Here is a 25,381-nt window from a genome sequence, read left to right as displayed (position 1 = left end):
CGCGGCGCGCGGCCCCTATAACGCCCCTCAGCGGTCGTCTACGTCACGCCCGGACGACCGTTCTGCCGGGAATACGGCATGTTCGTGATGACCGTCCCGCCGTTCGTCCATCTCCTTCAGCAGGTCCTGGAGCTCGGAGCGGATCCAGTCCCGGGTCGCCACCTCGCCCAGGCCCATGCGCAGGGCGGCGATCTCCCGGGTGAGGTACTCGGTGTCGGCGATGGACCGCTCGTTCTGCTTGCGGTCCTGTTCGAGGTTGACCCGGTCCCGGTCGTCCTGCCTGTTCTGCGCGAGCAGGATCAGCGGGGCCGCGTAGGAGGCCTGCAGCGACAGGGCCAGGGTCAGGAAGATGAACGGGTACTCGTCGAAGCGGAGCCCTCCGGGTGCCGCGATGTTCCACAGCACCCAGAGGATGATCACGAACGTCATCCAGACGATGAACCGCCCGGTGCCCAGGAAGCGGGCGATGCGTTCGGAGAGCCGTCCGAAGGCCTCCGGGTCCCACTCGGGCAGCAGCCTGCGCCGCGGGGCGCGCGGCTGGTCCAGGCGGTGACCGCGCGACCGGCCGGCCGCGGTGGCGCCGGCCGGCGTCCGCTCACGGTTGCTCTCGCGCTCAGGCGCCATGGGTCCCCGCCCCCTTCCCCGCAGTCCGCTCCCGCTGCTCCTTCTGCTGCTTCTGGTCCGTCTGCTTCGTCTGCTCCTTCTGGTCCCCCTCGTCCAGGTGGAACTCGGTCTCCCGCCAGTCCTCCGGCAGCATGTGGTCGAGGACGTCGTCCACGGTCACCGCGCCGAGCAGCGACCCCGCTTCGTCCACCACGGGCGCCGCGACCATGTCGTACGTGGCGAAGAACCCGGCGATGACCGGGAGCGTGGCGTCGGGGTCGAGGGGTTGCAGGTCGTCGTCGCCGACCAGCGAACTGACCAGGGTGTACGGGGGGTCGCGCAGCAGCCGCTGGAAGTGCACGGTGCCCAGGTACTTGCCGGTCGGGGTCTCGTCGGGCGGCCGGCAGACGTAGACCTGGGCGGCGAGGGCCGGGGAGAGGTCGGGGTTGCGGACCCGGGCGAGGGCGTCCGCGACGGTCGCGTCGGGCCGCAGGACGATCGGCTCGGTGGTCATCAGACCGCCCGCCGTGTGCTCCTCGTACGACATCAGCCGCCGCATCTCGGCCGCGTCCGCCGGCTGCATCAGGCTCAGCAGCCGTTCCTTGTCCTGTTCGGGGAGTTCGGCGAGCAGGTCGGCCGCGTCGTCCGGGTCCATGGCCTCCAGGATGTCCGCCGCCCGCTCCTCCTTCAGCTTGCCGAGGATCTCGATCTGGTCGTCCTCGGGGAGCTCTTCGAGCACGTCGGCGAGGCGGTCGTCGTCGAGGGCCGCGGCGACCTCGGTGCGGCGCTTGGCGGAGAGGTGGTGCAGCACGTTGGCGAGGTCGGCGGGGCGCAGCTGCTCGAAGGTGGCGAGCAGGCTCTCGGCGCCCTGGCCGTGCTCCTCCAGGGAGAACCCGGTGACCTGAGACCACTCGACGGTGAGCGTCTCCCCCCTGGCCCGCCGGAGGGCACCCTTCTTCCCCTTGCGGACGAAGACCCGGTCCACCTCCCAGTCCCGGCGGGCCGGCAGCTGCTGTACGGCCAGGTCGAGGACGGTGACCTCCTCGCCGGTCTCGGCCAGCTGGACCCGGCGGTCGAGGAGTTCGCCGAAGACCAGGCGTTCGGTGGGGCGCTGCTCGAAGCGGCGGACGTTCAGCACGCCGGTGGTGATGACCTGGCCGGACTCGACGCCGGTCACCCGGGTCATGGGCAGGAAGATACGGCGCCGGGTGGACAGTTCGACGACCAGGCCGAGCAGCCGGGGCGGGCGGCGGCCGACGCGCAGCATGACGACGAGGTCCCGGACGCGGCCCACCTGGTCGCCGGTGGGATCGAAGGCGGGGACACCGGCGAGGTGCGAGACGAAGATGCGGGGAGCGCCGGCTGCCATGGTGTTGCTTCCTTTACCTACCGGAGTACCGCTTGCGTGGTTTTCGGTTCCTTCTGCCCGCTCGATGGGCTTCAGGCTAGCCCGTACCGATCGGATACGCCCTGGTGAGCGGTCCGGACGGACCGGCTCCGGCGGGCGGGTGGGGCACCGGTACGCTGCGGTACGCCCTGCCGGACCGCTCAGAAAGGTGGCCCTGTCTGTGACCGCTCTCGCTCCGGGCCGTACTCGCCGCGCCGCACTGGTCAGCGCGGTGTGCGCTCTGGCCGTCCTCACCGGATGCGGCGGGGATCCGGACGCGGGCACGAACGGGGTGGGCAAGCTGTCGCCGGACCTGATCCAGTCGAGAACGCGGACGGCGGCGTCGTCGGTGGCGACGGTGCGGATGGCGGGCACGGTGGTCACCAGCGGTCGTACGTACGAGCTGGACATGCGCCTGAACAAGGAGGGCGGGACCGGGTCGGTCACGTCGAAGGGATCCACGTTCCAGCTCCTCCGGGTCGGCGGCACGTTGTATCTGCAGGCCGACGCGGGGTTCTGGAACCACGCGGACGGCAGTGACACGACCGCGGCGACCAAGCTCGACGGCAAGTACGTCAAGGTGCCGCGGACGGATCCCGCGTACAAGAAGTTCAGCGGCTTCACGGACAAGGACGTCCTCCTCTCGGGCCTGCTGACCCTGCACGGCTCGCTCGCCACGGCCGGTCACCACGAGCAGTCGGGCACCCGCACGATCCGCATCACCGGCGACGGCGGCTCCGGCGGCACCCTCGACGTCTCCCTGGAGGGCAAGCCGTACCCCCTCCGGCTGGAACGCGGCGGCGGCGCCGGCACCCTCACCTTCTCCGACTGGGGTAAGGACTTCAGCGTGGTCGAACCGGAGAAGGGTGAGACGGTCGACTACGGGAAGCAGCTCCCGGCGTCGTAGCGGGTCATCCCGAGCACGCACGCGGGCCTGTCCGGCGGTGCCGAACTCGGCCCGGTCGTCCGCTACTTGGGTTTCCGGCGCCGCGAGAGCAGCCGCGGCAGGGCGGCCGGGACCGGGCGCCGGGTGGTGGCGGGGGAGGCGAGCGGGGGCGCTGCCAGGTTCCCCTCCGGCAGGGGCGATGCCGTCCCCGTCGGGGTCAGGCGCAGCACCCTGCACTCCCTCGCCCAGCGGCCGGTCATCGCCTCGCCGTCGGGGGCGTTGAGGCGCTTGCCCTTCAGCTCCGCCACCGCCGCGTCCCACTCCGGGGAGCCGGCGGGCAGCTCCGCGACCGTCGCCGTCCAGGTGACCAGCCGGCCGCCCTTGTCCTTGCTGCGGACGGTCACCTCCGCCGACCCTCCGTCGGCCAGCTCGCCCAGCGGCTGCTCGGCTCCGTCGCCGACCAGGCACACGCCGCCGTCGGCCCACGCGTGCCACACCGCACGCGCCGTCGGCGCCCCGGCGGCCCGCACCCAGACGAGGCCGGACTTCTTCGTGGCCTCCTCGACGAGGGCCTGGCCGAGCAGCTCGCTTGTCATGGCGCCCACCCTATCCAGGCCGGGTCACAGCCAGCCGTTGCGCTTCAGCGTGCGGTGGATGCCGAGGCAGATCACCCCGGTGATGGCCATGATCACCGGGTAGCCGTACCGCCAGTGCAGCTCCGGCATGTACTTGAAGTTCATGCCGTACACCCCGCACACCATCGTCGGTACGGCGATGATCGCGGCCCAGGACGTGATCTTGCGCATGTCCTCGTTCTGCGCGACGGACGCCTGCGCGAGGTTGGCCTGGAGGATCGAGTTGAGGAGTTCGTCGAAGCCGACGACCTGCTCCTGGACGCGGGCGAGGTGGTCGGCGACGTCCCGGAAGTACTTCTGGATGTCGGGGTCGACGAGTCGCATCGGCCGCTCGCTCAGCAGCTGCATCGGGCGCAGCAGGGGCGACACCGCGCGCTTGAACTCCAGTACCTCGCGCTTGAGCTGGTAGATCCGTGCCGAGTCGACACCGCGGGAGACGCCGCCCCGGCGGCCCGGCGTGAAGACCTCGGTCTCCACCTCGTCGATGTCGTCCTGCACGGCGTCGGCGACCGCCACGTATCCGTCCACGACGTGGTCGGCGATGGCGTGCAGCACGGCCGAGGGGCCCTTGGCGAGCAGCTCGGGGTCGTCCTGGAGCCGGTGCCGCAGCGCCCGCAGCGAGCCCTGCCCGCCGTGCCGGACGGTGATGAAGAAGTCCCGGCCGGTGAAGCACATGACCTCGCCGGTCTCCACGACCTCGCTGTTGGCGGTGAGCTGGTCGTGCTCGACGTAGTGGATGGTCTTGAAGACGGTGAACAGGGAGTCGTCGTACCGCTCCAGCTTCGGCCGCTGGTGGGCCTGCACGGCGTCCTCCACGGCCAGCGGGTGGAGCCCGAACTCGCCTGCGATACCGGCGAATTCGGCCTCGGTCGGCTCGTGCAGGCCGATCCACACGAACCCGCCGTCGCGGCGTACCAGCCGCATCGCCTCGTGCGGGGTCAGCGGCTTGCCGGTCTCGACGCGGGCGCCGTCACGGTAGACGGCGCAGTCGACGACGGCCGAGGGGGTGCCGGGGTCGCGGGTCGTGTCGTACGCGCCGTTCTCCGGCCGCAGGCTCTTGCGCAGCGAGGGGCGGGAAGGGCGGACCACGGCACGGAGGTCGCGGATCATCGACATGGGCAGGCTCCTTCGCGACAGGCAGCGGAAGACCGCCGAGGAACGGGTGGAACTACCCGGAATGAGGACGTCCTGGCTTCGGATGTTTGGCACGTCCACAAAGCGGGGAGCACCGCACCGTTGCGGTGGCGACTTCGCTACTGATTCAGATCAGACGAACGGATCCAGACAGATCCGGAACGGACCGGTCAGAGGGATCAGGCAAGCGAGACGAAGTGCTCTTCCGAACGACAACGCGCACGAAAAGGCGGCAGCCAGCCAGAGAAAGAGATTCAGAGGCCGGAAGAGCGAGTGGTACTGCACGGGTGACTTCGATCCATGACAGCCCCACCTCCTCCAGCCGGTCCCTCGTAAGGGAGTCCTGTCGGTGTCGGGGACTGACGGCGACGCACTGCGTGCTGCCCCGAACCACCGCGGTCAGAGTAGCAGCAGCCCTCAGTGTCAAGGCGCCGCTTTGCCCGGTACTGACGAGTTCTATGCTCACGACATGGCTGAAGTTCTTCCTCTGGTAGAGGCCCGGTTGACCACCGCACTGGGCGAACCGGACGCGCGCGCGGCGGTCACCTTCCTCGGTACGGACCGCATCGAGGTGCTCCGTTTCCACGAGGATCTCCAGGGCGAGAACGTCGTCCGCTACGCCACCCTCGGCATGTCCGCGCACCCCATGGCCGACCCCACCGCGGTGGTCGCGGACCCCGTCAAAGGGCCGCGCGCCGAGCTGGTCCTCTCGGTCCGCGCCGGGCTCGCCGAGACCGACAAGGTGCTCCGCGCGCTCGCCGTACTCGCCGCGTCCCCGCAGGTGGAGGGCCTGGTCGTGACGCCGGGCGCGTCCCTGGACGTGGGCGACCCGCTGTGGCCTGGCGCGCCCTTCACCTCCGTCCTGGTCGGCGAACCGGGCGGTCTCGTCGAGGATCTGGAGCTGGACGGGCCGCTCGACCCCGTACGGTTCCTGCCGCTGCTGCCGATGACGCCGAACGAGGCCGCCTGGAAGCGCGTGCACGGCGCCGGCGCCCTCCATGAGCGCTGGCTCGCGAACGGGGCCGATCTCCGGGACCCGCACCGGAAATCCGTCCCGCTGGACTGACCCGGGGGTGAGCAAGCTCACCAAGCGGCGTTCGCCGCCGGTCAGTTGGCAGAGCGGGTGACGCCGTCGCCGCCGGCGTGCCGCGCGGCGGGAACCGTCCGCCCACGCGACCGCGTGCGCTGGACGGGTGATCGTCCTTGACGTGGGGCACCCGGGGTAGGACCGTGGGGCTCTATGAGGGGCGAACCCAGTTGCCCGAAGTGTGGTGGCCGGGTCAGGGCTCCCGGACTCTTCGCCGACACCTGGCAGTGCGATGTCCACGGGACCGTGCATCCGGTACAGCCCGTGATCCCGCCCAGCGTCGAGGCCCTCGGTGTGGTGGTGCACCGCACCCAGGTTCCGGTGTGGATGCCCTGGCCGCTGCCGGTCGGCTGGCTGTTCACGGGCGTGGCCTGTGCCGGTGACGACCGCAGCGGGGGCCGCGCGACCGCCGTCGCCTGCTCCGGACCCGCGCCGCTCGGCGGCATAGGGGAGATGATCCTGGTCGCCGAGGAGCTGGGGGTCGGCCTCGGCGCCCGGTACGCGGGGATCGACGGGCCGGATCCCGGGCCGTACATGAACGTGGAGAAGCCGCCCCAGGCGAAGGTGCTGGCGGCGGGGCGGCCCACGCCGCTGTGGCACGTCTCCGGGGCCCCCGACGACCGGGCCGTCTTCGCGGGCGAGGCGCGGGGGCTGTGGCTCTGGACCGTGGTGTGGCCCGAGCAGACGGGGCTGCTGATGTACGACGAGCTGGTGCTGACCGATCTGCGCGATGCGGGGGCCGAGGTGGACCTGGTGCCGTGCGGGGCGTTGTCGCCTCGGTTGCTGGAGCCGTAGCGCCGTAGGCGCCGTAGAGCCGGTGCGATTGTCGTCCGCAGGCCGGTGGGGACTGGTCGCGCCCACGCGGCGGAGCCGCATGTCGATACAGCCCCGTGCCCTTTGGGGCGCGTTGTCCTGTGCGTCGGCTGTACGGGGTGCCCCCGGCTTTCGGGTGTGACAGGGGCACCCTGCGCCGGCCGTTATCCTTGACGCGTCCCTTCCGTGTCGTCCCGCTGGAGTCCGCATCGTGCGTATCGATCTGCACTGCCACTCCACCGCCTCCGACGGTACGGACACCCCGGCCGAGCTGGTGCGCAATGCCGCCGCTGCCGGTCTCGACGTCGTCGCGCTGACCGACCACGACACCACCCGCGGGCACGCCGAGGCCGTCGCCGCGCTGCCCGAGGGGCTCACCCTGGTCACCGGGGCCGAGCTGTCCTGCCGTGTCGACGGCGTCTCCATGCACATGCTGGCCTACCTCTTCGACCCCGAGGAGCCCGCCCTGCTCGCCGAGCGCGAGCTGGTCAGGGACGACCGGGTGCCGCGCGCCCAGGGCATGGTCGCCAGGCTGAACGCGCTGGGGGTGCCGGTCACCTGGGAGCAGGTGCTGCGGATCGCCGGGGACGGTTCGGTGGGGCGGCCGCACGTCGCCTCTGCCCTCGTGGAGCTCGGTGTCGTACCGACCGTGAGCGACGCCTTCACCGAGGAGTGGCTGGCCGACGGCGGCCGGGCCTTCGTGGAGAAGCACGAGACCGACCCCTTCGAGGCGATCCGGCTGGTCAAGGGCGCCGGCGGGGTGTGCGTCTTCGCGCATCCCGGGGCCGCGAAGCGCGGGCGCACGGTGCCCGAGCCGGTGATCGCCGAGCTGGCCGCGGCCGGTCTCGACGGCATCGAGGTCGACCACATGGACCACGACGAGGACACCCGCGCACGGCTGCGGGGGCTCGCCGGGGAGCTGGGGCTGCTGGTCACGGGGTCCTCGGACTACCACGGCAGCCGCAAGACGGTGACGCTGGGCGAGTACACCACCCACCCCGAGGTGTACGGCGAGATCACGCGCCGGGCGACCGGGGCGTTCCCGGTGCCGGGGACCGGCGGAGCCTGAGGCCCGGTCCTCGCCCGCCCGAATCCCTTCTCCCGCAAGGCCTGTAGCACCCCCATGTTCGACCTCGCCGTCTTCGGTTCCCTCTTCCTGACCCTCTTCGTCATCATGGATCCCCCGGGGATCACCCCGATCTTCCTCGCCCTCACCGCCGGCCGGCCCGGCAAGGTGCAGAAGCGGATGGCCTTCCAGGCCGTGTGCGTGGCGGGCGGTGTCATCACGGTCTTCGGACTGCTGGGGCACCAGATCCTTGACTACCTGCACGTCTCCGTGCCCGCGCTGATGATCGCGGGCGGACTGCTGCTCCTGCTCATCGCCCTGGACCTGCTCACCGGCAAGAACGACGAGCCGAAGCAGACCAAGGACGTCAACGTGGCGCTGGTGCCGCTGGGCATGCCGCTGCTGGCCGGCCCCGGTGCGATCGTGTCGGTCATCCTGGCCGTCCAGAAGGCCGACAGCGTGGCCATGCAGGTGTCCGTGTGGACCGCCATCCTCGCGATCCACGTCGTGCTGTGGCTGGTGATGCGCTACTCGCTGCTGATCATCCGGGTCATCAAGGACGGCGGGGTCGTCCTGGTGACGCGGCTCGCGGGCATGATGCTCTCCGCCATCGCCGTGCAGCAGATCATCAACGGCGTCACCCAGGTGATCAAGGGCGCGTAGCGCGGCGCGCCAGGCCCGCAAACGCAGAACCCCCGTACGGCATCGATGCCGTACGGGGGTCCTGAAGACTGTGCGGTGCGCCGCGCGTCGTCGGTGTGGCTGTTCTCGTCTGTCGTTGTCGCGTCTGTCGTTGTCGCGTCGTCCTGTTACGAAGCCTGGGTCTCGGCCGGTCGGATCCACAGGCGCTGCCCCACGGCGGCGGCCTGCTGCACGATCCTGCTGACGGAGGCGGCGTCCACGACAGTGCTGTCCACGGTGGTGCCGTCGACCTCGTCGAGTCGCATGATTTCGAAGCGCATGGCCTCTCCCTTCGTCGTCCTGTTCCGTAGGAGTCAACGGCTTGCGTGTTACAAACATTCCCTACGCTAAAGAAATTTTTCGAACGTCTAATTACCGACCGGTAAGAGTCTGCAGGAGACTGACCGGGACCGGTTGTGTTCGCAGCGTGACCGCCGGGACAATGGAGGCGATGAACGACGACCTCGCCGCCCTCCAGGCCCGTATCGACCGCACGAACGAGCTGCTCACCCGCATGCTCGCCGAAGTGGCCAAGACGCCCTCGACGCACGCCATCTTCGTGGACGCGGGCTACCTCTACGCGGCCACGGGCCGGCTCGTCGCCGGGACGGAGGACCGCCGCGCCTTCGACCTCGACGCCGAAGGCCTGATCGAGGCGCTCATCGACAAGGCGCGCCAGATCTTCGCCGACAGCCGGCTGCTGCGCGTCTACTGGTACGACGGCGCCCGCCGCCGCATCCACACCGCCGAGCAGCAGGCCATCGCCGAACTCCCCGACGTCAAGGTCCGCCTCGGCAACCTCAACGCCAACAACCAGCAGAAGGGCGTCGACTCCCTGATCCGCACGGACCTGGAGTCACTCGCCCGGCACCGCGCCATCAGCGACGCGGCCCTGCTCGGCGGCGACGAGGACCTGGTCTCGGCGGTCGAGGCCGCCCAGGGCTACGGCGCCCGCGTCCACCTGTGGGGCATCGAGGCCCCCGAGGGCCGCAACCAGGCCGAGCCGCTGCTCTGGGAGGTCGACAGCCAGCGCACCCTCGACCTCGAGTTCTTCAAGCCGTACGTCTCCAGACGCGCCGCCCCCGCCTACGAGGCCGGCGCCACCAGACCCACCCGCGAGGACGTCCGTTTCGTCGGCGCGCAGATCGCCGCGAAGTGGCTCTCCTCGCGGGGCCGCGAGGCGCTCGTCGAGCTGCTGCCCGGCCACCCCTACCTGCCCGGCCCCGTCGACCAGGACCTCCTCGTCGAGGCCGAGGGGATGCTCCAGTACTCCCTGCGCGGCCAGGCCGACCTGCGCCGCGCCCTGCGGGACGGCTTCTGGGAGCACCTCCAGACGCAGTACTAGGCAGTACCAGGCAGTACCAGGCAGTACTAGGCCTCGTCCTGGGTGCTGTCCCAGAAGCCGGCGACGGCCTCGGCGGTGGCGGCGGGGCGGTCGGTGTTGGGTGAGTGCTCGGCCCCCTCGACGACCGTCCGGTGCGCGCGCAGCCGCAGCGCCATGTCGTCCAGAAGCGGTACCGGCCAGGTGTCGTCCCGCGCGCCCGACAGGACGTGGAAGGGCAGCGGGACCGCGGCGAGCTCCGTGACGCGGTCCGGTTCGGTGCACAACTGGCGGCCGGTGGCGATGAGTTGGGCCGGCTTGTTGCCCAGCCAGCGGCGCCGCAGGTCCTCGCCGTCCTCCAGGCCCTCCGCCGCGCCGTCCGGTTCCTCCAGCTCCTCCGGTGCCTCCATGGCCTGCATGGCGTCCCACACCTCGGCCATCGACATCACGGCGAGCGCGTCCCGCAGCAGCTTCACGCGCTGCTGCTGGGAGGAGGAGATCTGCGCGGGGCCCGACGCCATCAGGGTCAGCGAGCGGAACGGCGTGCGGTCGAGGAGCACGGCCGCGCGGGCGATCTGGCCGCCGAGGGAGTGTCCCAGCAGATGCACCGGCCCGCCCGCACCGACCGCCGCCGCCTGCGCGAGCACGTCCCGCGCCAACTCCTCCTGGGCGTAGGCCGATTCGTCGTCCGCCGGCCCGTCCGACTCGAACTGCCCGCGCCCGTCCACGGCGACCGTCCGGTACCCGCGCCGGCCCAGCGGCACGAGCAGCCGGTTGAAGTCCTCCTTGCTCCCGGTGAACCCGGGCAGCAACAGCGCGACCCCCCTGGGCTCGACCCCGGCGGCCACGGGCGCGTCGACGACGGCGAACTCACCCCGGTCGGTGGTGAGCGCGTACGCGCGGGCTCCGGCGGGCGGGACGAAGGTGCGAGGCCTGCTCATGGGGGAGAGGGTATCCGCAGCGGGGTGACCGACCGGGAGCCGGTGGGTGAATCCCGGTGCCGGTCCGGGCGGTGCGGGTGCGGGCGGTGCGGACACGCGGACGGCCCGGACCACACGGGGTGGTCCGGGCCGTCGTCACGCGCGTGCTCAGGCCTCCGGGGCCGCGGCGGTCGCCTTCCGCGTCCGGCGGGCCTTCGGCTTCGCCTCCGCGTCGGCCGCCTCGGCGGATCCGGCGGTCTCCACGGCCTCGGCCGCCTTGCGGGTGGTGCGGCGCCTCGGCTTCGCCGCCGGCTCCTCGGTCGCCTGCGCCGGGATCTCCGCGGTGGCGGCGGCTGCCGTCTTGCGGGTGCGGCGGGGCTTGGCCTCGGTGGCTTCGGCGGTGTCGACGGCGGTCTCGGCGGCGGCTGCGGCCGTCTTCCGGGTCCGGCGCGGCTTGGGCGCGACCTCGGCTTCCGCCTCGGCGGTCTCGGTGACGGCGGCTGCCGTCTTCCGGGTCCGACGGGGCTTCGCCTCGGTGACCGCCTCGGCCGGCTCCGCCTCGGCGACGGTCGCCGCCGCCTTGCGGGTGCGGCGGGGCTTGGCCTCCGTGCCCTCGGCGGTGTCCACCGAGGCTTCGGCCGCCGCGGCCGTCTTCCGCGTGCGGCGCGGCTTGGCCGCCGCTTCGGCCTCGCCGGCCTCCGGGACGGCGGCTGCCGTCTTGCGGGTGCGGCGGGGCTTGGCCTCGGTGGCTTCGGCGGTGTCGACAGCGGCTTCGGCGGCTGCGGCCGTCTTCCGGGTCCGGCGCGGCTTGGCCGCGGCCTCGGCCTCCGCCTCGGCGGTGACCGGCTGCGGCTCGGTCGCCACCGGCTCGGCCGGCTCCGCGGCCTTGCGGGTGCGGCGACGGGCCGGGGCAACCGGGGCCTCGACGGTCTCCGCCGGAGCCTGCGCGACCTCGGTCACGGGCTCGGCGGCCTTACGGACACGGCGGCGCGGCTTGGCCTCGACGGCCTCGGCGGTGTCCACCGCGGCCTCGGCGGCGGCTGCGGCCGTCTTCCGCGTGCGGCGCGGCTTCGGCTCCGCCACGGTCTCGACCGCCTCGACGGCTGCCACGGGGGCGACCGCCTCGGGTGCCTCGGCCGTCTTGCGGGTGCGGCGACGGACGGGGGCCGCCGGCGCCTCTTCGGCCACCGGAGCCTCGGTCACCACCGGAGCCTCGGTCACCACCGGTGCCGTCGCCTCCGCGACCGGCGTGGCCTCCGCGGACCTGCGGGTGCGGCGGCGACGCGGCTTCTCCGCCTCGGCCGGTTCCACGACGGCCTCGACCGTCTCGACGACGGCCTCCGGCGTCACGGTCACCGGGGCGGCGGCCGTCACCGGCTCCTGCGACGCCCCGTTGCGGGTGCGGCGACGGCGGCGCGGGGTCCGGGCGGCCGTCGGCTCCGACGCCGCGAGGGCGTCGTCGGCGGCGGGCGACGCGGCCTCGGCGGCAGGCGCCGTGGACGTCGTACCGGAGGCCTGGTCCAGGGCCGTACCGTTGCGCGTGCGACGGCGGCGGCGCGGGGTGCGGGCCGGACGCTCGCGCTCCTCGGTACGGGCCTCCTGGCGGGCGTCGTTGCGACCGCCCCGGCCACCGCGACCGCGGGCACCGCGGCCACCGGTCTCGCCCAGGTCCTCCACCTCCTCCGCGTCGAGCCCGGCGCGGGTGCGCTCCGAGCGCGGCAGGACACCCTTGGTGCCCGCGGGGATCTTGAGGTCCTCGAAGAAGTGCGGGGAGGTGGAGTACGTCTCCACCGGGTCGGGGAACTTGAGGTCCAGCGCCTTGTTGATGAGCTGCCAGCGCGGGATGTCGTCCCAGTCGACGAACGTGATCGCCGTACCCGAAGCGCCCGCGCGGCCGGTACGGCCGACCCGGTGCAGGTACGTCTTCTCGTCCTCGGGGGACTGGTAGTTGATGACGTGGGTGACGCCCTCGACGTCGATGCCGCGCGCGGCGACGTCGGTGCAGACGAGGACGTCCACCTTGCCGTTGCGGAACGCGCGCAGCGCCTGCTCGCGGGCGCCCTGGCCGAGGTCGCCGTGGACGGCGCCGGAGGCGAAGCCGCGGCGCTCGAGCTGCTCGGCGATGTCGGCGGCGGTGCGCTTGGTGCGGCAGAAGATCATCGCGAGCCCGCGGCCGTCGGCCTGCAGTATGCGCGCGATCATCTCCGGCTTGTCCATGGAGTGCGCGCGGTAGACGAACTGCGCGATGTTCGCGACGGTCGCGCCCTCGTCGTCCGGCGCGGTGGCGCGGATGTGGGTGGGCTGGCTCATGTACCGGCGCGCGAGGCCGATGACCGCGCCCGGCATGGTCGCCGAGAACAGCATGGTCTGGCGCTTGGCCGGCAGCATGGCGATGATCTTCTCGACGTCGGGCAGGAAGCCCAGGTCGAGCATCTCGTCGGCCTCGTCGAGGACGAGCGACTTGATGTGCTTGAGGTCGAGCTTCTTCTGGCCCGCGAGGTCGAGCAGGCGGCCCGGGGTGCCGACGACGACGTCGACGCCCTTCTTCAGGGCCTCGACCTGCGGCTCGTAGGCACGACCGCCGTAGATGGCGAGAACGCGTACGTTGCGGACCTTGCCGGCCGTCAGGAGGTCGTTGGTGACCTGGGTGCAGAGCTCGCGCGTGGGGACGACGACGAGCGCCTGCGGGGCGTTGGTGAGGGCCTCGGGGGCGGCGCGCCCGGCCTCCACGTCGGCGGGGACGGTCACGCGCTCCAGGAGCGGCAGACCGAAGCCGAGGGTCTTGCCCGTGCCGGTCTTGGCCTGGCCGATGACGTCGGTGCCGGACAGGGCGACCGGGAGCGTCATCTCCTGGATGGGGAAGGGGTTGATGATGCCGACGGCTTCCAGGGCCTCGGCGGTCTCGGGAAGGATTCCGAGTTCACGAAACGTCGTAGTCAGGGTTTTGCCTCTTCTGTGTGGCGCGGCGCGAGGCGAGCGCGGGGGTCTTTGACGGACCGTGCCGGGGACGTCGGCTGCCTTACGGGCGGGCCGTGGGGGGCACGCCGTAGTGCACGGGACCTCTGCCGACGCTCTAGCGCTCGTACCGCTGAGGGTGTGTCCCTCCGGTCGTCGTACGCACAGTGCCGTACGAGCCGGGAGGGCTGTCGGGTCGGAGCCGATCGGGCCACCGACCGGGCATCCTCATACGTGCGGCCTGTCGAGGTACGTCGGAATTCGACGGCGTACCAGCAGGCGCATTACCACCATACCCCGGAATCGTGCACATGCGATGGCCGATTTGGTCACGTCGTGGTAGTCACAGTGGTTGACCAGGGGCTTCCCCGGGACTTCTCCGGGTCTCCCTGAGGTTTTCCCGGGGTCTTCTCGTGGCTTCCCGGGGCTTCCGCGAGGCGGCGGGCGGGCTATTGTGCCCTTCATGACGAGCTCTGACAAGCCTGAGACCGCCTCCGCCGAACCGACCGGTGTCGCCGCCCAGGACTGGGCGCAGGCGGCCGCCGACCCGCACTACCGTGCCGCGGTCGTGGATCTGCTCGGCGCCCTCGCGTACGGCGAGCTCGCGGCGTTCGAGCGGCTCGCGGAGGACGCCAAGCTGGCGCCCTCGCTGGTGGACAAGGCCGAGCTGGCGAAGATGGCGTCGGCCGAGTTCCACCACTTCGAGCGGCTGCGGAACCGGCTCACGGAGATCGGCGAGGACGCCACGCAGGCGATGGAGCCGTTCGTCGCCGCCCTCGACGGCTTCCACCGGCAGACGGCGCCGTCCGACTGGCTGGAGGGCCTGGTCAAGGCCTACGTCGGCGACTCGATCGCCAGTGACTTCTACCGGGAGGTCGCGGCCCGCCTCGACGCCGACACCCGCGAACTCGTGCTGGCCGTCCTCGACGACACCGGGCACGCCGGGTTCGCGGTGGAGAAGGTGCGCGCGGCCATCGACGCCGACCCGCGGGTGGGCGGCCGACTGGCCCTGTGGGCGCGGCGGTTGATGGGGGAGGCGCTGTCGCAGTCCCAGCGGGTGGTCGCCGACCGGGACGCGCTGTCGACCATGCTGGTCGGGGGCGTGGCCGACGGGTTCGACCTCGCCGAGGTGGGGCGGATGTTCTCGCGGATCACCGAGGCGCACACGAAGCGGATGGCTGCGCTGGGGCTGGCGGCGTAGCGCTCTGTGGGGGCGGTTGCGGGGGTTGCGCGGCCTGAGGCCGGTGGGGGCTGTTCGCGCAGTTCCCCGCGCCCCTCTCGGGGCGCTTCGGCTCGGTCGCTCGGAAAGTGCTCGGCGTGCGTGTGGACGCTACGCCGGGATCGATCGTCGGCGCAGGTGGCGGCCCGCCGGGCGGAGCAGCAGGGACAGGGACGCCGCCGAGACGATCGCCGCGCCCAGAAGAGTGACCAGGACCGTGCCGGGACCGAGCGCGCTGTGGGTGACGAAGTCGCCGAAGAGGGCTCCCGCGACGCCCGTGCAGAACACCAGGGGACGCGCCGGGAGTCGGTGGGACAGGCGGCTGGCGGCGGCCCACGACAGGGCCAGGCCGAGCAGGGCGGATCCAAGGACTTCCAGGAGCATCACGAGGGGTCCCTCCCACGGCCGGCCCGTGCTTCACGGTCGTAGCCCGTCATACCCGTGACCAGCGGAATGCAATCCTCCTCTGTGGACGACTTGTGGGCCACATGTGGAGGGGCGACACGGCGAGAGGCGACATGCCGAGGGGCCGGGTGGACACACGTCCGCCCGGCCCCTCCGTGCTGCTGTGGTCAGACCGCGCTGAAGCCGACCTTGCGCACCGTCGGCTCACCGAGCTCGATGTACGCCAGGCGGTCCGTCGGGACCAGGACCTTGCGGCCGCGCTCGTCCTCCAGGGACAGCACCTGTGACTTGCCGGCCAGCGCGTCGGCGACGAGGCGCTCGACCTCCTCGGCGTTCAGACCGCTCTCCAGAACGATCTCGCGAGGCGCGTGCTGCACGCCGATCTTGACCTCCACGGCTATGTCCCTCCGACGGTCAGTGAAGTGCGCGACCTTCCGCGCCGTACGCAGCACACATTAGCCCGGTGAGGGGAGCTACACGCTGCGCACGTGCACGCCAGGAGCGAACAGCGAACGGGAATTCGTTGTCAGGCGGTGTCAGTGGTGGGCGTCGAGGCCGTGCAGCGGGAATCCCGCGATGCCCCGCCAGGCCAGTGAGGTCAGCAGCTGGACCGCCTGGTCGCGCGGGACCGAGCGGTCGCTGTGCAGCCAGGAACGGGCCACCACCTGGGCGAGACCGCCGAGGCCGGAGGCGAGCAGCATCGACTCGGCGCTCGGCAGACCGGTGTCCTCGGCGATGACCTCGCAGATCGCCTCGGCACACTCGGTGGTGACCTTGTCGACGCGTTCGCGTACCGCGGGCTCGTTCGTCAGGTCGGACTCGAAGACCAGGCGGAAGGCCCCGCCGTCGTCCTCGACGTACGCGAAGTACGCGTCCATGGTCGCCCGGACCCGCTGCTTGTTGTCGGTCGTCGACGCGAGCGCGCCGCGCACCGCCCCGATCAAGGCCTCGCAGTGCTGGTCCAGCAGGGCCAGGTAGAGGTCGAGCTTGCCCGGGAAGTGCTGGTAGAGCACAGGCTTGCTGACGCCCGCGCGTTCGGCGATGTCGTCCATGGCGGCCGCGTGGTACCCCTGCGCGACGAAAACCTCCTGGGCGGCGCCCAGCAGCTGGTTCCGTCGGGCACGGCGCGGCAGGCGGGTGCCCCGCGGGCGTGCCGCCTCTGTCTGCTCGATGGCTGTCACGCCGCCTCCCAAAGTCGTCCACATGAGTCGTCCACATGCGGATCGCTCCGCGCGGCCATCGTACTTTTCGGTAACCGTGCTGTGCGCGGTGCGAGCGCAGAATTTCACGTACCGGACGACGGCGAAAGCCGCACCGGGAAATTACCGGGACATACGAACAGGCCAGGTGGGCAAGCCGGAGGCCGGTCGGCCGGTCGCGGTCAGCGGTAGTCGTCCTCGTCCAGGGCGACCACGCGTGCCTGCTCGATCAGATCGGCCTCGTTCGCGCGGGCCGGATCGACACCCGTGAGCGGGTCGTCGTGGGACGGCGTGACGTCCGTGTGCTGCTCGGCTGCGTCGCCCTCAGGGGCCTCGACGTCGATCTCCAGGGGGTCCAGCGCCTCCAGATCGCCGAGTACGTCGGGGTCGGTGGGGTCATGGGCCATGGTGGGCTCCCTTCCTCGGAAGATCCCTGGCGGAACCAGGGGGCCACAAACGGGTGCCCTGTCTACGAGCGTAGGAGACACCGGATGCGGACGCTATGCCGTCGCCGTGTCTTCGCCGTGCCGTCGCCGCGCCGTCCAGGGCCGTTCGCGGCTCGCGCGGCCGGGGCCGGGCACGGCTCGCGCGCGGCTCGCCCGGGTGGTTCTGTGACGGCGAACACATGAATCACGGTGTGATCGTCTCGTAACATTGGCGCATGTCTTCGACCGAACTGCCCTTCGTGCCGCCCACCAGCGTGCTCCCCGAGGCGGCGGCAGTCAGAGTCGCGGAGGGCGAACGGCTGCGGTCGGTGGGACTGCCCGGCGTGACCCTCTCGGTGCGTTCGCGCCCGCCCGCGCGTGAGGGCCTGCCGCCGGCGCTCTACATCCACGGGCTCGGCGGCTCCTCGCAGAACTGGTCGGAGCTGATGGAGCAGCTCGAAGGCGTCGTGGACGGCGAGGCGATCGACCTGCCGGGGTTCGGCGACTCGCCGCCGCCGGACGACGGCGACTACTCCGTCACCGGCCACGCGCGCGCGGTCATCCGCTATCTCGACGCGGTCGGCCGCGGTCCGGTCCATCTCTTCGGCAACTCCCTCGGCGGCGCGGTCGCCACCCGGGTCGCCGCCGTCCGACCTGACCTCGTACGCACCCTCACGCTCATCTCGCCGGCCCTGCCCGAACTGCGCGTACAGCGCACCGCCGTGCCGACGGTCCTGCTCGGCCTCCCCGGCGTCGCCGGGCTCCTCACCCGTACGACCGGCAAGTGGACCGCCGAACAGCGGGTACGGGGGGTGCTGGCCCTCTGCTACGGCGATCCCAGCCGGGTGACGCCCGAGGCGTTCGAGCACGCGGTGCAGGAGCTGGAGCGGCGGCTGCGGCTGCCGTACTTCTGGGACGCGATGGCGCGGTCCGCGCGCGGGATCGTCAACGCGTACACACTGGGCGGCCAGCACGGGCTCTGGCGCCAGGCCGAGCGCGTCCTCGCCCCGACCCTGCTGATCTACGGCGGCCGCGACCAGCTCGTCGGCTACCGCATGGCCCAGAAGGCCGCGCGCAGCTTCCGCTACTCCCGGCTGCTCTCCATGCCGGACGCCGGGCATGTGGCGATGATGGAGTACCCGGCGGCGGTCGCCGGGGCGTTCCGTGAACTCATGGCTTCCGCCGACAGGTTGGGCGGCGGACCGGCTGCCGGGACCGTCGGCGGCGGCCCGGTCGCGCCGGGCGCGGGGAGCTGAGGGACGAGTGGGACGCCACAGCCGCCGCGGGCCGGCAGCCAAGGGTGATGCGGCGGACATAGGGAACGCGCGCGCGGCCCGGAAGCAGGGCCCGGGGGACGGTGAGCGGGGTTCCGCGGGGCCTGCGCGGCCTGCGGTACCGCGCCCGGCCGACGGGACACCCGCGGGCGGGGCACCGCGCTTCACGGACGGCACGCCTGCGCAGGGCGTTCCACGGCCGCCCGACGGCACGCCCGCTCGGGGGGTCCCGGGGTTCACCGGCGGGATGCCGGCCGGTGGCGTGCCTCGCCACCCCGACGGAACCCCGGCGCACGGCGTCCCGCGTTTCCCGGACGGGACCCCGGCGCACGGTGTCCCACGGGTCCGTGGCGGGCACCCGCAGCAGCGAGAGGCGGGCGGCGGCTGGGGCCGGCTGGGCGGGGCGGACGGTGCTCCCGGCGGGCCCGCGGGCACCGCTTCCGGGGCGACCGGTGTGTCGATACCGCGGCAGCGGCGGGGCGGGCCCGGCGGGCCGCGGCAGGACTACGTCGACGCCTTCGACGAGGACGTCGACGTCTTCGCGCCCCGCCCCGGCATCGGCGCCCAGCGCGCGGAAACGTATCCGCCCGGCTCGGGTCCGCACACCTCCCCGCTCCCGTCCGGCGTCGACGGGGGTGCCGGCGAGGCCGACGACGCGCCGCCCACCGGCGAGCCCGCGCAGCCCAAGGGCGGCAAGAGCCGGGCCTTCGCGGGGGTCGCGGCCGCCGCGGTCACGACCGTGCTCGCGGTGATCGTCGCCGGGCAGATGATCGACGGCCGGGACGGCGGCGCCGTACGGTCGCAGTCGGCCGCGGGCGGGACGCGGGCCACCGACGGCGCCGCCTCGCGCGGGGACGGCCGTACGACGCCGTCCGCGTCGGCCTCCGTCCCGTCGGGCGTGGTGACGCTGTCGTACGAGCAGGCGATGGGCGAGAAGTACCCGCTGAGCGCCAAGCTGGCCGGGTCCGGGAAGTTCAGCACCGTGCCGGGGAGCGCGAAGGCGCCGGGCAAGGGGCGGAAGTACACCTACCGCGTCGACGTGGAGCAGGGGCTGGGGCTGGACGGGAAGCTCTTCGCCGAGGCTGTCCAGAAGACGCTCAACGACGACCGCAGCTGGGCCCACGACGGCGCCCGTACCTTCGCGCGCGTGTCCACCGGCAAGCCCGACTTCGTGATCACGCTCGCCAGCCCCGGCACCACCGCCGAGTGGTGTGCCAAGTCCGGCCTCGACACGACCGAGGACAACGTGTCCTGCGACTCGGCGTCCACCGAACGCGTCATGATCAACGCGTACAGGTGGGCCCAGGGCAGCACGACGTACGGCGACAAGATCCACGCCTACCGGCAGATGCTGATCAACCACGAGGTCGGCCACCGGCTCGGCTACGGCCATGTGACCTGCGACAAGGACGGTGAGCTCGCGCCGGTCATGCAGCAGCAGACCAAGTTCCTGGACCACGACGGAATCCACTGTCTGCCCAACCCCTGGCCGTATCCCAAGAGTTGACAGGTGGCTCATACATCACATTGACATGCGCAGAAAGTTCGTACATATTTCTGGGCATGTCGTCCCTTCACGCCTCCGCGCGCGCCGCCATCGAGCTGGCGCTCATCGGCGTGACCGCGCTCTGCGTGGCCGACATCGACTGTCGCTGACGCCCGCCTTCAGGCGTTCGCGTCGCGATCTCTCTCTCCCGCCGTGACCTGGGTCACGGCTCTTTCGACGACCTGACGCCCGGGCAGACGTCTGTTCACTTTCGTCTCACTCCTCGTCAATCCGTCTCGCCAATCGAGACTCGCCTTCCGAGAGGTCGTCATTCCGATGCGTCACCCGTCCGTGAACAGCGCCCGCGCGGCGTACGTTTCGCTCGCCCTGGTCGTGGCGGCGGGCGCCGCCGCCTGCGGGCCGAAGGACAACGATGCCAACGGCTCAAGTGGCGACTCCACGCCGCACAAGGGCGGCACGCTCACCGTCCTGAACTCCGACCCGCAGTCGGACTTCGACCCGGCCCGCCTGTACACCTCCGGCGGCGGCAACGTGCCCTCCCTGGTCTTCCGTACGCTCACCACCCGCAACCGCGCGGACGGCGCAGCCGGCACCAAGGTCGTCCCCGACCTGGCCACCGACACCGGTCGCCCCAGCAAGAACGCGACCGTGTGGACGTACACGCTGAAGGCGGGCCTCAAGTACGAGGACGGCACCCCGATCACGTCCGCCGACATCAAGTACGGCATCGAGCGCTCCTTCGCCCCCGAGCTCTCCGGCGGCGCCCCCTACCTGCGGGACTGGCTGGCCGGCGCGGCCGACTACCAGGGGCCGTACAAGGACAAGAAGGGGCTCTCGGCGATCGAGACGCCGGACGACCGCACGATCGTCTTCCACCTCAACAAGCCCGAGGGCGAGTTCCCGTTCCTGGCCACGCAGACGCAGTTCACGCCCGTCCCGAAGGCCAAGGACACCGGCACCAAGTACGAGGAGCACCCGGTCTCGTCCGGCCCCTACAAGGTCGTGAAGAACGAGAACGACGGTGAGCACCTGGTCCTGGAGCGCAACAAGTACTGGTCCGCGTCCGTCGACGACCAGCGCAAGGCGTACCCGGACAAGATCGACGTGCAGTCCGGTCTCGACTCGTCCGTGATCAACCAGCGGCTGTCGGCGTCCCAGGGGACGGACGCGGCCGCCGTGACGACGGACACCAACCTCGGTCCGGCCGAACTCGCCAAGGTGACCGGCGACAAGGAACTCGCCGCGCGCGTCGGCACCGGCCACTTCGGCTACACGAACTACATAGCGTTCAACCCGAAGGTCAAGCCGTTCGACAACCCGAAGGTGCGCCAGGCGATCTCGTACGCCGTCGACCGGTCGTCCGTGATCAACGCGGCGGGCGGCAGTGCCCTCGCCGAGCCCGCGACCACCTTCCTGCCGAACCAGAAGTCCTTCGGCTACACGCCGTACGACCTCTTCCCGGCGGGTGACACCGGCAACGCGGCCAAGGCCAAGGAGCTGCTGAAGGAGGCCGGTTACCCGAACGGGCTCACCGTCACGCTGACCCACGACAACGCCGACAACTTCAAGACGAGCCCCGAGATCGCGACCGCGATCCAGGACGCCCTCAAGAAGGCCGGCATCACGGTCAAGCTCCAGGGCCTGGAGGACAACAACTACTCCGACACGGTCCACAGCGTGAAGACCGAGCCGGGCCTCTTCCTCGCCGCGTGGGGTGCCGACTGGCCCTCCGGCGGTCCCTTCCTCGCCCCGATCTTCGACGGCCGGCAGATCGTCAAGGACGGCGCGAACTTCAACGCCTCCCAGCTCAACGATGCTTCGGTCAACGCCGAGATTGACGCGATCAACAAGTTGACCGATCTTGACGCGGCCGCCAAGCGGTGGGGGGCACTGGACAAGAAGATCGGCGCGCAGGCCCTGACCGTGCCGCTGTTCCACCCGGTCTACAAGCGGCTCGTCGGCAAGGACATCAAGAACGTCGTGATCAGCGACTGGACCGGTGTCCTGGACATCTCCCAGGTCGCGGTGAAGTAGCGCCGTGAGCGAGGCACTTGTCGCCACCCAGGCCCCCGAGGCGCTCGCCTCGGGGGCTTCGGGGGCTCGTCAGTTCTGGCGGCGGCTGCGTGTGCAGCGGGCCGCCGCGGTCGCGGCCGGCGTCGTCGCGCTGCTCGTCCTGGTCGCGCTCGCCGCGCCGCTGCTCACCGCCCTGGAGGGCCAGGACCCGACCACCTACCACCCCGCCCTCATCGACTCCGCGCGCGGCGGCGTGCCGACCGGCTCCCTCGGCGGCATCTCCGCCGACCACTGGCTGGGCGTGGAGCCGCAGACCGGACGGGACCTGTTCGCACGGCTGGTGTACGGGGCGCGGGTGTCCCTGGGCGTCGCGTTCGCGGCGACCGTGATCCAGGTCCTCCTCGGGCTGGTCGTCGGCGTGACGGCCGCGCTCGGCGGCAGGTGGATCGATCAACTGTTGAGCCGGATCACGGACATCTTCGTCGCGCTGCCATTGATGATCATGTCGCTGGCCCTGCTCGCGATCGTGCCGCAGAGCTTCCCGCGGCCGGTCCTGGTCACCCTCGTCATCGGGTTCATCTCCTGGGGCACCATCGCGAAGATCGTGCGCGCCCAGACGCTCACCCTGAAGGGGCTCGACTACGTCGCCGCCGCACGGCTCAGCGGCTGGGGCGCCTGGCGCGTCGCCCGCCGCGAACTGCTGCCCGGCCTGGCCGCGCCGGTCATCACGTACGCCTCGATCCTCATCCCGGTCAACATCAGCGTCGAGGCGGCCCTGTCCTTCCTCGGCGTCGGGGTGAAGCCGCCGACGCCCTCGTGGGGCCAGATGCTCACCGCCGCCGACGTCTGGTACCAGGCGGCCCCGCAGTACCTGCTGCTGCCGGCCGGCGCGCTGTTCGTGACCGTCCTCGCGCTGACCGTCCTCGGCGACGGCGTCCGCACCGCCCTGGACCCGCGCGCCGCCTCCCGGCTCGGCGTCGGCACCGGTCGCAGGCGGGCGGCCAAGCCGACGGCGACCGCGAGCGCGACCGTGACCGCGAAGACGACAGCCCCGGCGAAGGAGGAATCCGCGTGAACGGCTTCGGAGGCTTCCTGCTGCGCCGCGTCATCGGCGCCCTGGCGACCCTGCTCGCCATCTCGGTGATCGTCTACGTCGTCTTCTACGTCACCCCGGGCAACGTCGCCCAGATCACCTGCGGCCCGCGCTGCTCCCCGGAGCAGGTGCACCAGGTGGCCCAGCAACTGCACCTCGACGACCCCCTGTACGTGCGCTACTGGCACTTCCTGGAGGGCCTGGTCGTCGGCCAGGACTACTCCACCGGCACCTCCGTGGAACACTGCTCGGCGCCCTGCCTCGGCCTGTCCTACCAGACCGACCAGCAGGTCCTGAGCATCATCCTGACCAGGCTTCCGGTCAGCCTCTCGCTGGTGTTCGGCGCGATGGTGCTGTGGCTGGTCCTGGGCGTCGGCACGGGCGTGCTCTCCGTCTGGCGGCGCGGCCGGCTCACCGAGCGGGTGCTGACCGGCCTCACGCTGGCGGGCTGGGCCACGCCGGTCTTCGTCATCGGCCTGGTCCTGATGATCGTCGTCTGCGGCGAACTGCAACTCCTGCCCTTCCCGCAGTACGTGAAGTTCACCGACGACCCCGAACAGTGGGCGTGGAACCTGCTGCTGCCCTGGCTCTCCCTCGCCCTCATCGAGTCCGCCGCGTTCGCCCGGATGACCCGGGCGTCGATGCTGGAGACCCTGGCCGAGGACCACATCCGCACCTTCCGCGCGTACGGCGTCGGCGAGCGTTCGATCGTCGGGCGGCACGCCCTGCGCGGGGCGCTCGCGCCGGTCATCGCGCTGAACGCCAACAACTTCGGCTCGGCCGTCGGCGGCGCCGTGCTCACCGAGTCGCTGTTCGGGCTGCCCGGCCTCGGCCAGGAACTCGTGCACGCCGTCAGCGTGGTCGACCTGCCCGTCGTCGTCGGCATGGTCCTCGTCGTCGGCTTCTTCGTGGTCCTCGCCAACGCCGTCGCGGACGTGCTGTACGCGGTGGCCGACCGACGGGTGGTACTGACGTGAGTCTCGTCCAAGTCACTGATCTGACCGTCGACTTCGGCGACCTACGGGCCGTTGACGGGCTGTCGTTCAGCCTGGAACGCGGCGCCGCGCTCGCCCTGGTCGGCGAGTCCGGCTCCGGCAAGTCCACGGTCGCCTCGGCCCTGCTGGGCCTGCACCACGGCACGGGGGCGCGGCTCGGCGGCTCGATCGAGGTCGCCGGCACCGACGTACAGGCCGCCTCCGACGCCGAGCTGCGGAAGCTGCGCGGGGCGAAGGCGGCGATGGTCTTCCAGGACCCGCTGTCGTCCCTCGACCCGTACTACGCGATCGGCGACCAGATCGCCGAGGTGTACCGCGTGCACACGCGCGCGTCCCGACGCGCCGCACGCACGCGTGCCGTGGAGGTGCTCGACCGGGTCGGCATCCCGGACGCCACGCGCCGGTCCCGGTCCCGCCCGCACGAGTTCAGCGGCGGCATGCGGCAGCGCGCGCTGATCGCCATGGCGCTCGCCTGCGAGCCCGAGCTGCTCATCGCGGACGAGCCCACCACCGCCCTCGACGTGACCGTCCAGGCCCAGATCCTCGACCTGCTGCACACCCTGCGCGAGGAGACCGGCATGGGGCTCCTGCTCGTCACGCACGACGTGGGCGTCGCCGCCGAGAGCGTCGACCGGGTGCTCGTCATGCGGCACGGGCGCGTGGTCGAACAGGGGCCGGTCGCCGCCGTGCTCGGCGCGCCCGCCGAGCCGTACACCCGGGAACTGCTCTCCGCCGTGCCGCGCGTGGACGCGGTGCGCGCGCCCTCAGAGGCCTCGGAGGAGGTCGTCCTGGAGGCGAAGGGCCTGCGCCGCGAGTTCGGGCGCGGGAGGCGGGCGTTCGCGGCCGTGGACGACGTGACGCTGACCGTGCACCGGGGCGAGACCCTCGGCGTCGTCGGCGAGAGCGGCAGCGGCAAGACCACCCTCGGCCGGATGCTGGTCGGGCTGCTGGAGCCGACGGCGGGGGAGGTCCGTTACGACGGCCACGCGCGCGTGGGCGTGAACCCGGCCGTCCAGATGGTCTTCCAGGACCCGGTGTCCTCCCTCAACCCGCGGCGCAGCGTGGGCGAGTCGATCGCCGACCCGTTGCGGGCGCGGGGCATGGAGAAGGACGAGGGGCGCATCCGGGGGCGCGTGATCGAACTGCTGGAGCGCGTGGGGCTCGAAGGGGCGCACTACCACCGTTATCCGCACGAGTTCAGCGGCGGCCAGCGCCAGCGCGTGGGCATCGCGCGGGCGCTCGCGGCCGACCCGCGCGTCATCGTCTGCGACGAGCCGGTCTCCGCGCTGGACGTCACCACGCAGGCCCAGGTCGTCGCGCTGCTCGGCGAACTCCAGCGGGAACTCGGGCTCGCGCTCGTCTTCGTCGCCCACGACCTCGCCGTCGTGCGGCAGGTGAGCGACCGGGTGGCGGTTATGCGGCGCGGCCGGATCGTCGAGACCGGGCCGGCCGACGAGGTCTACGACAACCCCCAGGACCCGTACACCAGACAACTCCTGGCCGCCGTACCCGCCCTCGACCCCGAGGCCGCGGCCCGGCGGCGGGCGGCACGCCGGGAACTGGCGTCGGCGTGACGTTTCCGCAGATCCGCACGCACAAGCGGAGGCCGATCCGGACGTGACGTTCCGGCGCCGATCGGTTGCCTAGCGCGACCGAACGCGATCCGTACGGGAAAGTTACGACCGTTCACCCCTTTTGGTGGCGCGATGGACAACCGTCCGTCGCGCCACCGTCTTGTCCGCATACCGTTCGTCCCGCTGCGA

Annotated in this window: 25 protein-coding genes; 14 read left to right on the top strand and 11 right to left on the bottom strand. The window is 71.8% G+C overall.

Annotation, left to right across the window (positions count from 1 at the left end; translation table 11 throughout):
• Positions 1 to 27 precede the first annotated feature (27 nt).
• Together ACGF5O_RS12280 and ACGF5O_RS12275 are read right to left on the bottom strand one after the other, a co-directional pair.
• On the bottom strand, positions 28 to 624 hold the full coding sequence (locus tag ACGF5O_RS12280; RefSeq protein ID WP_393809815.1) for a DUF1003 domain-containing protein: 597 nt from the start codon (positions 622 to 624) through the stop codon (positions 28 to 30).
• Positions 614 to 1,972, bottom strand: a complete 1,359-nt coding sequence (locus ACGF5O_RS12275) for a magnesium transporter MgtE N-terminal domain-containing protein (protein WP_393809814.1) — start codon at positions 1,970 to 1,972, stop codon at positions 614 to 616. The genes ACGF5O_RS12280 and ACGF5O_RS12275 overlap by 11 nt, the downstream gene beginning before the upstream one ends.
• Before the next feature lie 199 nt (positions 1,973 to 2,171).
• Here ACGF5O_RS12275 and ACGF5O_RS12270 point away from each other — a divergent pair, with 199 nt between their 5' ends.
• Positions 2,172 to 2,897 (top strand): hypothetical protein, encoded by a 726-nt coding sequence (locus ACGF5O_RS12270; protein WP_393809813.1) that lies wholly within the window; start codon positions 2,172 to 2,174, stop codon positions 2,895 to 2,897.
• Between the two features lie 62 nt (positions 2,898 to 2,959).
• On the opposite strand, the gene ACGF5O_RS12265 is transcribed toward ACGF5O_RS12270, so the two are convergent.
• Together ACGF5O_RS12265 and ACGF5O_RS12260 are read right to left on the bottom strand one after the other, a co-directional pair.
• Positions 2,960 to 3,472, bottom strand: coding sequence for a hypothetical protein (locus ACGF5O_RS12265; RefSeq protein ID WP_393809812.1), 513 nt, complete (start codon positions 3,470 to 3,472; stop codon positions 2,960 to 2,962).
• Positions 3,473 to 3,496: 24 nt separating this feature from the next.
• A complete protein-coding gene (locus ACGF5O_RS12260; RefSeq protein ID WP_393809811.1) occupies positions 3,497 to 4,627 on the bottom strand; it encodes a magnesium and cobalt transport protein CorA in 1,131 nt (376 codons plus the stop codon).
• A gap of 487 nt (positions 4,628 to 5,114) precedes the next feature.
• Between ACGF5O_RS12260 and ACGF5O_RS12255 the strand changes: the two genes are divergently transcribed.
• The 4 genes from ACGF5O_RS12255 (at position 5,115) to ACGF5O_RS12240 (ending at position 8,274) form a co-directional block, all read left to right on the top strand.
• Complete coding sequence (locus ACGF5O_RS12255; protein ID WP_393809810.1) at positions 5,115 to 5,711, top strand: suppressor of fused domain protein; 597 nt, start codon at positions 5,115 to 5,117, stop codon at positions 5,709 to 5,711.
• Between the two features lie 174 nt (positions 5,712 to 5,885).
• Positions 5,886 to 6,527 carry a DUF6758 family protein gene (locus ACGF5O_RS12250; RefSeq protein ID WP_393809809.1) on the top strand — a complete coding sequence of 214 codons (642 nt, stop codon included), beginning with the start codon at positions 5,886 to 5,888 and terminating at the stop codon, positions 6,525 to 6,527.
• A 229-nt stretch (positions 6,528 to 6,756) separates the two neighbouring features.
• A complete protein-coding gene (locus ACGF5O_RS12245; protein ID WP_393809808.1) occupies positions 6,757 to 7,614 on the top strand; it encodes a PHP domain-containing protein in 858 nt (285 codons plus the stop codon).
• Between the two features lie 54 nt (positions 7,615 to 7,668).
• Positions 7,669 to 8,274 (top strand): MarC family protein, encoded by a 606-nt coding sequence (locus tag ACGF5O_RS12240; protein ID WP_362595616.1) that lies wholly within the window; start codon positions 7,669 to 7,671, stop codon positions 8,272 to 8,274.
• Positions 8,275 to 8,420: 146 nt separating this feature from the next.
• Here the strand turns inward: ACGF5O_RS12240 and ACGF5O_RS12235 are convergent, their stop codons facing one another.
• Positions 8,421 to 8,573, bottom strand: coding sequence for a hypothetical protein (locus tag ACGF5O_RS12235; protein ID WP_089098921.1), 153 nt, complete (start codon positions 8,571 to 8,573; stop codon positions 8,421 to 8,423).
• Positions 8,574 to 8,734: 161 nt separating this feature from the next.
• On the opposite strand from ACGF5O_RS12235, the gene ACGF5O_RS12230 reads away from it, so the two are divergent.
• Positions 8,735 to 9,637: an NYN domain-containing protein gene (locus ACGF5O_RS12230; protein ID WP_393810124.1), complete on the top strand. Its 903-nt coding sequence runs from the start codon at positions 8,735 to 8,737 to the stop codon at positions 9,635 to 9,637.
• A gap of 26 nt (positions 9,638 to 9,663) precedes the next feature.
• Here the strand turns inward: ACGF5O_RS12230 and ACGF5O_RS12225 are convergent, their stop codons facing one another.
• Entirely contained in the window at positions 9,664 to 10,554 is an 891-nt protein-coding gene (locus tag ACGF5O_RS12225) for an alpha/beta fold hydrolase (protein WP_393809807.1), read from the bottom strand.
• Between the two features lie 147 nt (positions 10,555 to 10,701).
• Positions 10,702 to 13,380 (bottom strand): DEAD/DEAH box helicase, encoded by a 2,679-nt coding sequence (locus ACGF5O_RS12220; RefSeq protein ID WP_393809806.1) that lies wholly within the window; start codon positions 13,378 to 13,380, stop codon positions 10,702 to 10,704.
• 562 nt (positions 13,381 to 13,942) lie between these two features.
• Here ACGF5O_RS12220 and ACGF5O_RS12215 point away from each other — a divergent pair.
• Complete coding sequence (locus ACGF5O_RS12215; protein WP_393809805.1) at positions 13,943 to 14,689, top strand: ferritin-like fold-containing protein; 747 nt, start codon at positions 13,943 to 13,945, stop codon at positions 14,687 to 14,689.
• Between the two features lie 129 nt (positions 14,690 to 14,818).
• Here the strand turns inward: ACGF5O_RS12215 and ACGF5O_RS12210 are convergent, their stop codons facing one another.
• The 4 genes from ACGF5O_RS12210 to ACGF5O_RS12195 form a co-directional block, all read right to left on the bottom strand.
• Positions 14,819 to 15,091, bottom strand: a complete 273-nt coding sequence (locus tag ACGF5O_RS12210) for a hypothetical protein (RefSeq protein WP_294005637.1) — start codon at positions 15,089 to 15,091, stop codon at positions 14,819 to 14,821.
• 188 nt (positions 15,092 to 15,279) lie between these two features.
• Positions 15,280 to 15,507, bottom strand: a complete 228-nt coding sequence (locus tag ACGF5O_RS12205) for a DUF3107 domain-containing protein (RefSeq protein ID WP_046730492.1) — start codon at positions 15,505 to 15,507, stop codon at positions 15,280 to 15,282.
• A gap of 141 nt (positions 15,508 to 15,648) precedes the next feature.
• The gene (locus tag ACGF5O_RS12200; protein ID WP_393809804.1) at positions 15,649 to 16,293 is read right to left on the bottom strand and encodes a TetR/AcrR family transcriptional regulator; all 645 of its coding nucleotides are present in this window, start codon (positions 16,291 to 16,293) and stop codon (positions 15,649 to 15,651) included.
• Between the two features lie 200 nt (positions 16,294 to 16,493).
• A complete protein-coding gene (locus tag ACGF5O_RS12195) occupies positions 16,494 to 16,718 on the bottom strand; it encodes a hypothetical protein (protein ID WP_393809803.1) in 225 nt (74 codons plus the stop codon).
• A gap of 254 nt (positions 16,719 to 16,972) precedes the next feature.
• Here ACGF5O_RS12195 and ACGF5O_RS12190 point away from each other — a divergent pair, with 254 nt between their 5' ends.
• The 7 genes from ACGF5O_RS12190 to ACGF5O_RS12160 all read left to right on the top strand — a co-directional run bounded on the left by ACGF5O_RS12190 (position 16,973) and on the right by ACGF5O_RS12160 (position 25,192).
• Positions 16,973 to 17,992 carry an alpha/beta fold hydrolase gene (locus ACGF5O_RS12190; protein ID WP_393809802.1) on the top strand — a complete coding sequence of 340 codons (1,020 nt, stop codon included), beginning with the start codon at positions 16,973 to 16,975 and terminating at the stop codon, positions 17,990 to 17,992.
• 7 nt (positions 17,993 to 17,999) lie between these two features.
• A complete protein-coding gene (locus tag ACGF5O_RS12185; RefSeq protein ID WP_393809801.1) occupies positions 18,000 to 19,517 on the top strand; it encodes a DUF3152 domain-containing protein in 1,518 nt (505 codons plus the stop codon).
• A gap of 56 nt (positions 19,518 to 19,573) precedes the next feature.
• Positions 19,574 to 19,666 carry an Ms4533A family Cys-rich leader peptide gene (locus ACGF5O_RS12180; protein WP_309500592.1) on the top strand — a complete coding sequence of 31 codons (93 nt, stop codon included), beginning with the start codon at positions 19,574 to 19,576 and terminating at the stop codon, positions 19,664 to 19,666.
• A 166-nt stretch (positions 19,667 to 19,832) separates the two neighbouring features.
• Positions 19,833 to 21,551, top strand: a complete 1,719-nt coding sequence (locus ACGF5O_RS12175) for an ABC transporter substrate-binding protein (RefSeq protein WP_393809800.1) — start codon at positions 19,833 to 19,835, stop codon at positions 21,549 to 21,551.
• A 4-nt stretch (positions 21,552 to 21,555) separates the two neighbouring features.
• Complete coding sequence (locus ACGF5O_RS12170; RefSeq protein WP_393809799.1) at positions 21,556 to 22,605, top strand: ABC transporter permease; 1,050 nt, start codon at positions 21,556 to 21,558, stop codon at positions 22,603 to 22,605.
• Positions 22,602 to 23,600: an ABC transporter permease gene (locus ACGF5O_RS12165; protein ID WP_393809798.1), complete on the top strand. Its 999-nt coding sequence runs from the start codon at positions 22,602 to 22,604 to the stop codon at positions 23,598 to 23,600. Before ACGF5O_RS12170 ends, ACGF5O_RS12165 begins: the two co-directional genes overlap by 4 nt.
• Positions 23,597 to 25,192: a dipeptide ABC transporter ATP-binding protein gene (locus tag ACGF5O_RS12160; protein ID WP_393809797.1), complete on the top strand. Its 1,596-nt coding sequence runs from the start codon at positions 23,597 to 23,599 to the stop codon at positions 25,190 to 25,192. Before ACGF5O_RS12165 ends, ACGF5O_RS12160 begins: the two co-directional genes overlap by 4 nt.
• The last annotated feature ends 189 nt before the right edge of the window (positions 25,193 to 25,381 follow it).

The organism is Streptomyces sp. NPDC048291 (genome assembly GCF_043201715.1).
GTDB lineage: Bacteria > Actinomycetota > Actinomycetes > Streptomycetales > Streptomycetaceae > Streptomyces.
The sequence above is the reverse complement of the archived record's forward strand: the minus strand, read 5'-3'. Positions and strand labels throughout refer to the sequence as shown.

Excerpts from the sequence above, each read along its gene's own strand:
- ACGF5O_RS12280 (WP_393809815.1), bottom strand. The coding sequence starts at position 624 with ATGGCGCCTGAGCGCGAGAGCAACCGTGAGCGGACGCCGGCCGGCGCC.
- ACGF5O_RS12275 (WP_393809814.1), bottom strand. The coding sequence starts at position 1,972 with ATGGCAGCCGGCGCTCCCCGCATCTTCGTCTCGCACCTCGCCGGTGTC.
- ACGF5O_RS12265 (WP_393809812.1), bottom strand. The coding sequence starts at position 3,472 with ATGACAAGCGAGCTGCTCGGCCAGGCCCTCGTCGAGGAGGCCACGAAG.
- ACGF5O_RS12260 (WP_393809811.1), bottom strand. The coding sequence starts at position 4,627 with ATGTCGATGATCCGCGACCTCCGTGCCGTGGTCCGCCCTTCCCGCCCC.
- ACGF5O_RS12255 (WP_393809810.1), top strand. The coding sequence starts at position 5,115 with ATGGCTGAAGTTCTTCCTCTGGTAGAGGCCCGGTTGACCACCGCACTG.
- ACGF5O_RS12250 (WP_393809809.1), top strand. The coding sequence starts at position 5,886 with ATGAGGGGCGAACCCAGTTGCCCGAAGTGTGGTGGCCGGGTCAGGGCT.
- ACGF5O_RS12240 (WP_362595616.1), top strand. The coding sequence starts at position 7,669 with ATGTTCGACCTCGCCGTCTTCGGTTCCCTCTTCCTGACCCTCTTCGTC.
- ACGF5O_RS12235 (WP_089098921.1), bottom strand. The coding sequence starts at position 8,573 with ATGCGCTTCGAAATCATGCGACTCGACGAGGTCGACGGCACCACCGTG.
- ACGF5O_RS12230 (WP_393810124.1), top strand. The coding sequence starts at position 8,735 with ATGGAGGCGATGAACGACGACCTCGCCGCCCTCCAGGCCCGTATCGAC.
- ACGF5O_RS12225 (WP_393809807.1), bottom strand. The coding sequence starts at position 10,554 with ATGAGCAGGCCTCGCACCTTCGTCCCGCCCGCCGGAGCCCGCGCGTAC.
- ACGF5O_RS12220 (WP_393809806.1), bottom strand. The coding sequence starts at position 13,380 with ATGACGCTCCCGGTCGCCCTGTCCGGCACCGACGTCATCGGCCAGGCC.
- ACGF5O_RS12210 (WP_294005637.1), bottom strand. The coding sequence starts at position 15,091 with ATGCTCCTGGAAGTCCTTGGATCCGCCCTGCTCGGCCTGGCCCTGTCG.
- ACGF5O_RS12195 (WP_393809803.1), bottom strand. The coding sequence starts at position 16,718 with ATGGCCCATGACCCCACCGACCCCGACGTACTCGGCGATCTGGAGGCG.
- ACGF5O_RS12190 (WP_393809802.1), top strand. The coding sequence starts at position 16,973 with ATGTCTTCGACCGAACTGCCCTTCGTGCCGCCCACCAGCGTGCTCCCC.
- ACGF5O_RS12180 (WP_309500592.1), top strand. The coding sequence starts at position 19,574 with ATGTCGTCCCTTCACGCCTCCGCGCGCGCCGCCATCGAGCTGGCGCTC.
- ACGF5O_RS12175 (WP_393809800.1), top strand. The coding sequence starts at position 19,833 with ATGCGTCACCCGTCCGTGAACAGCGCCCGCGCGGCGTACGTTTCGCTC.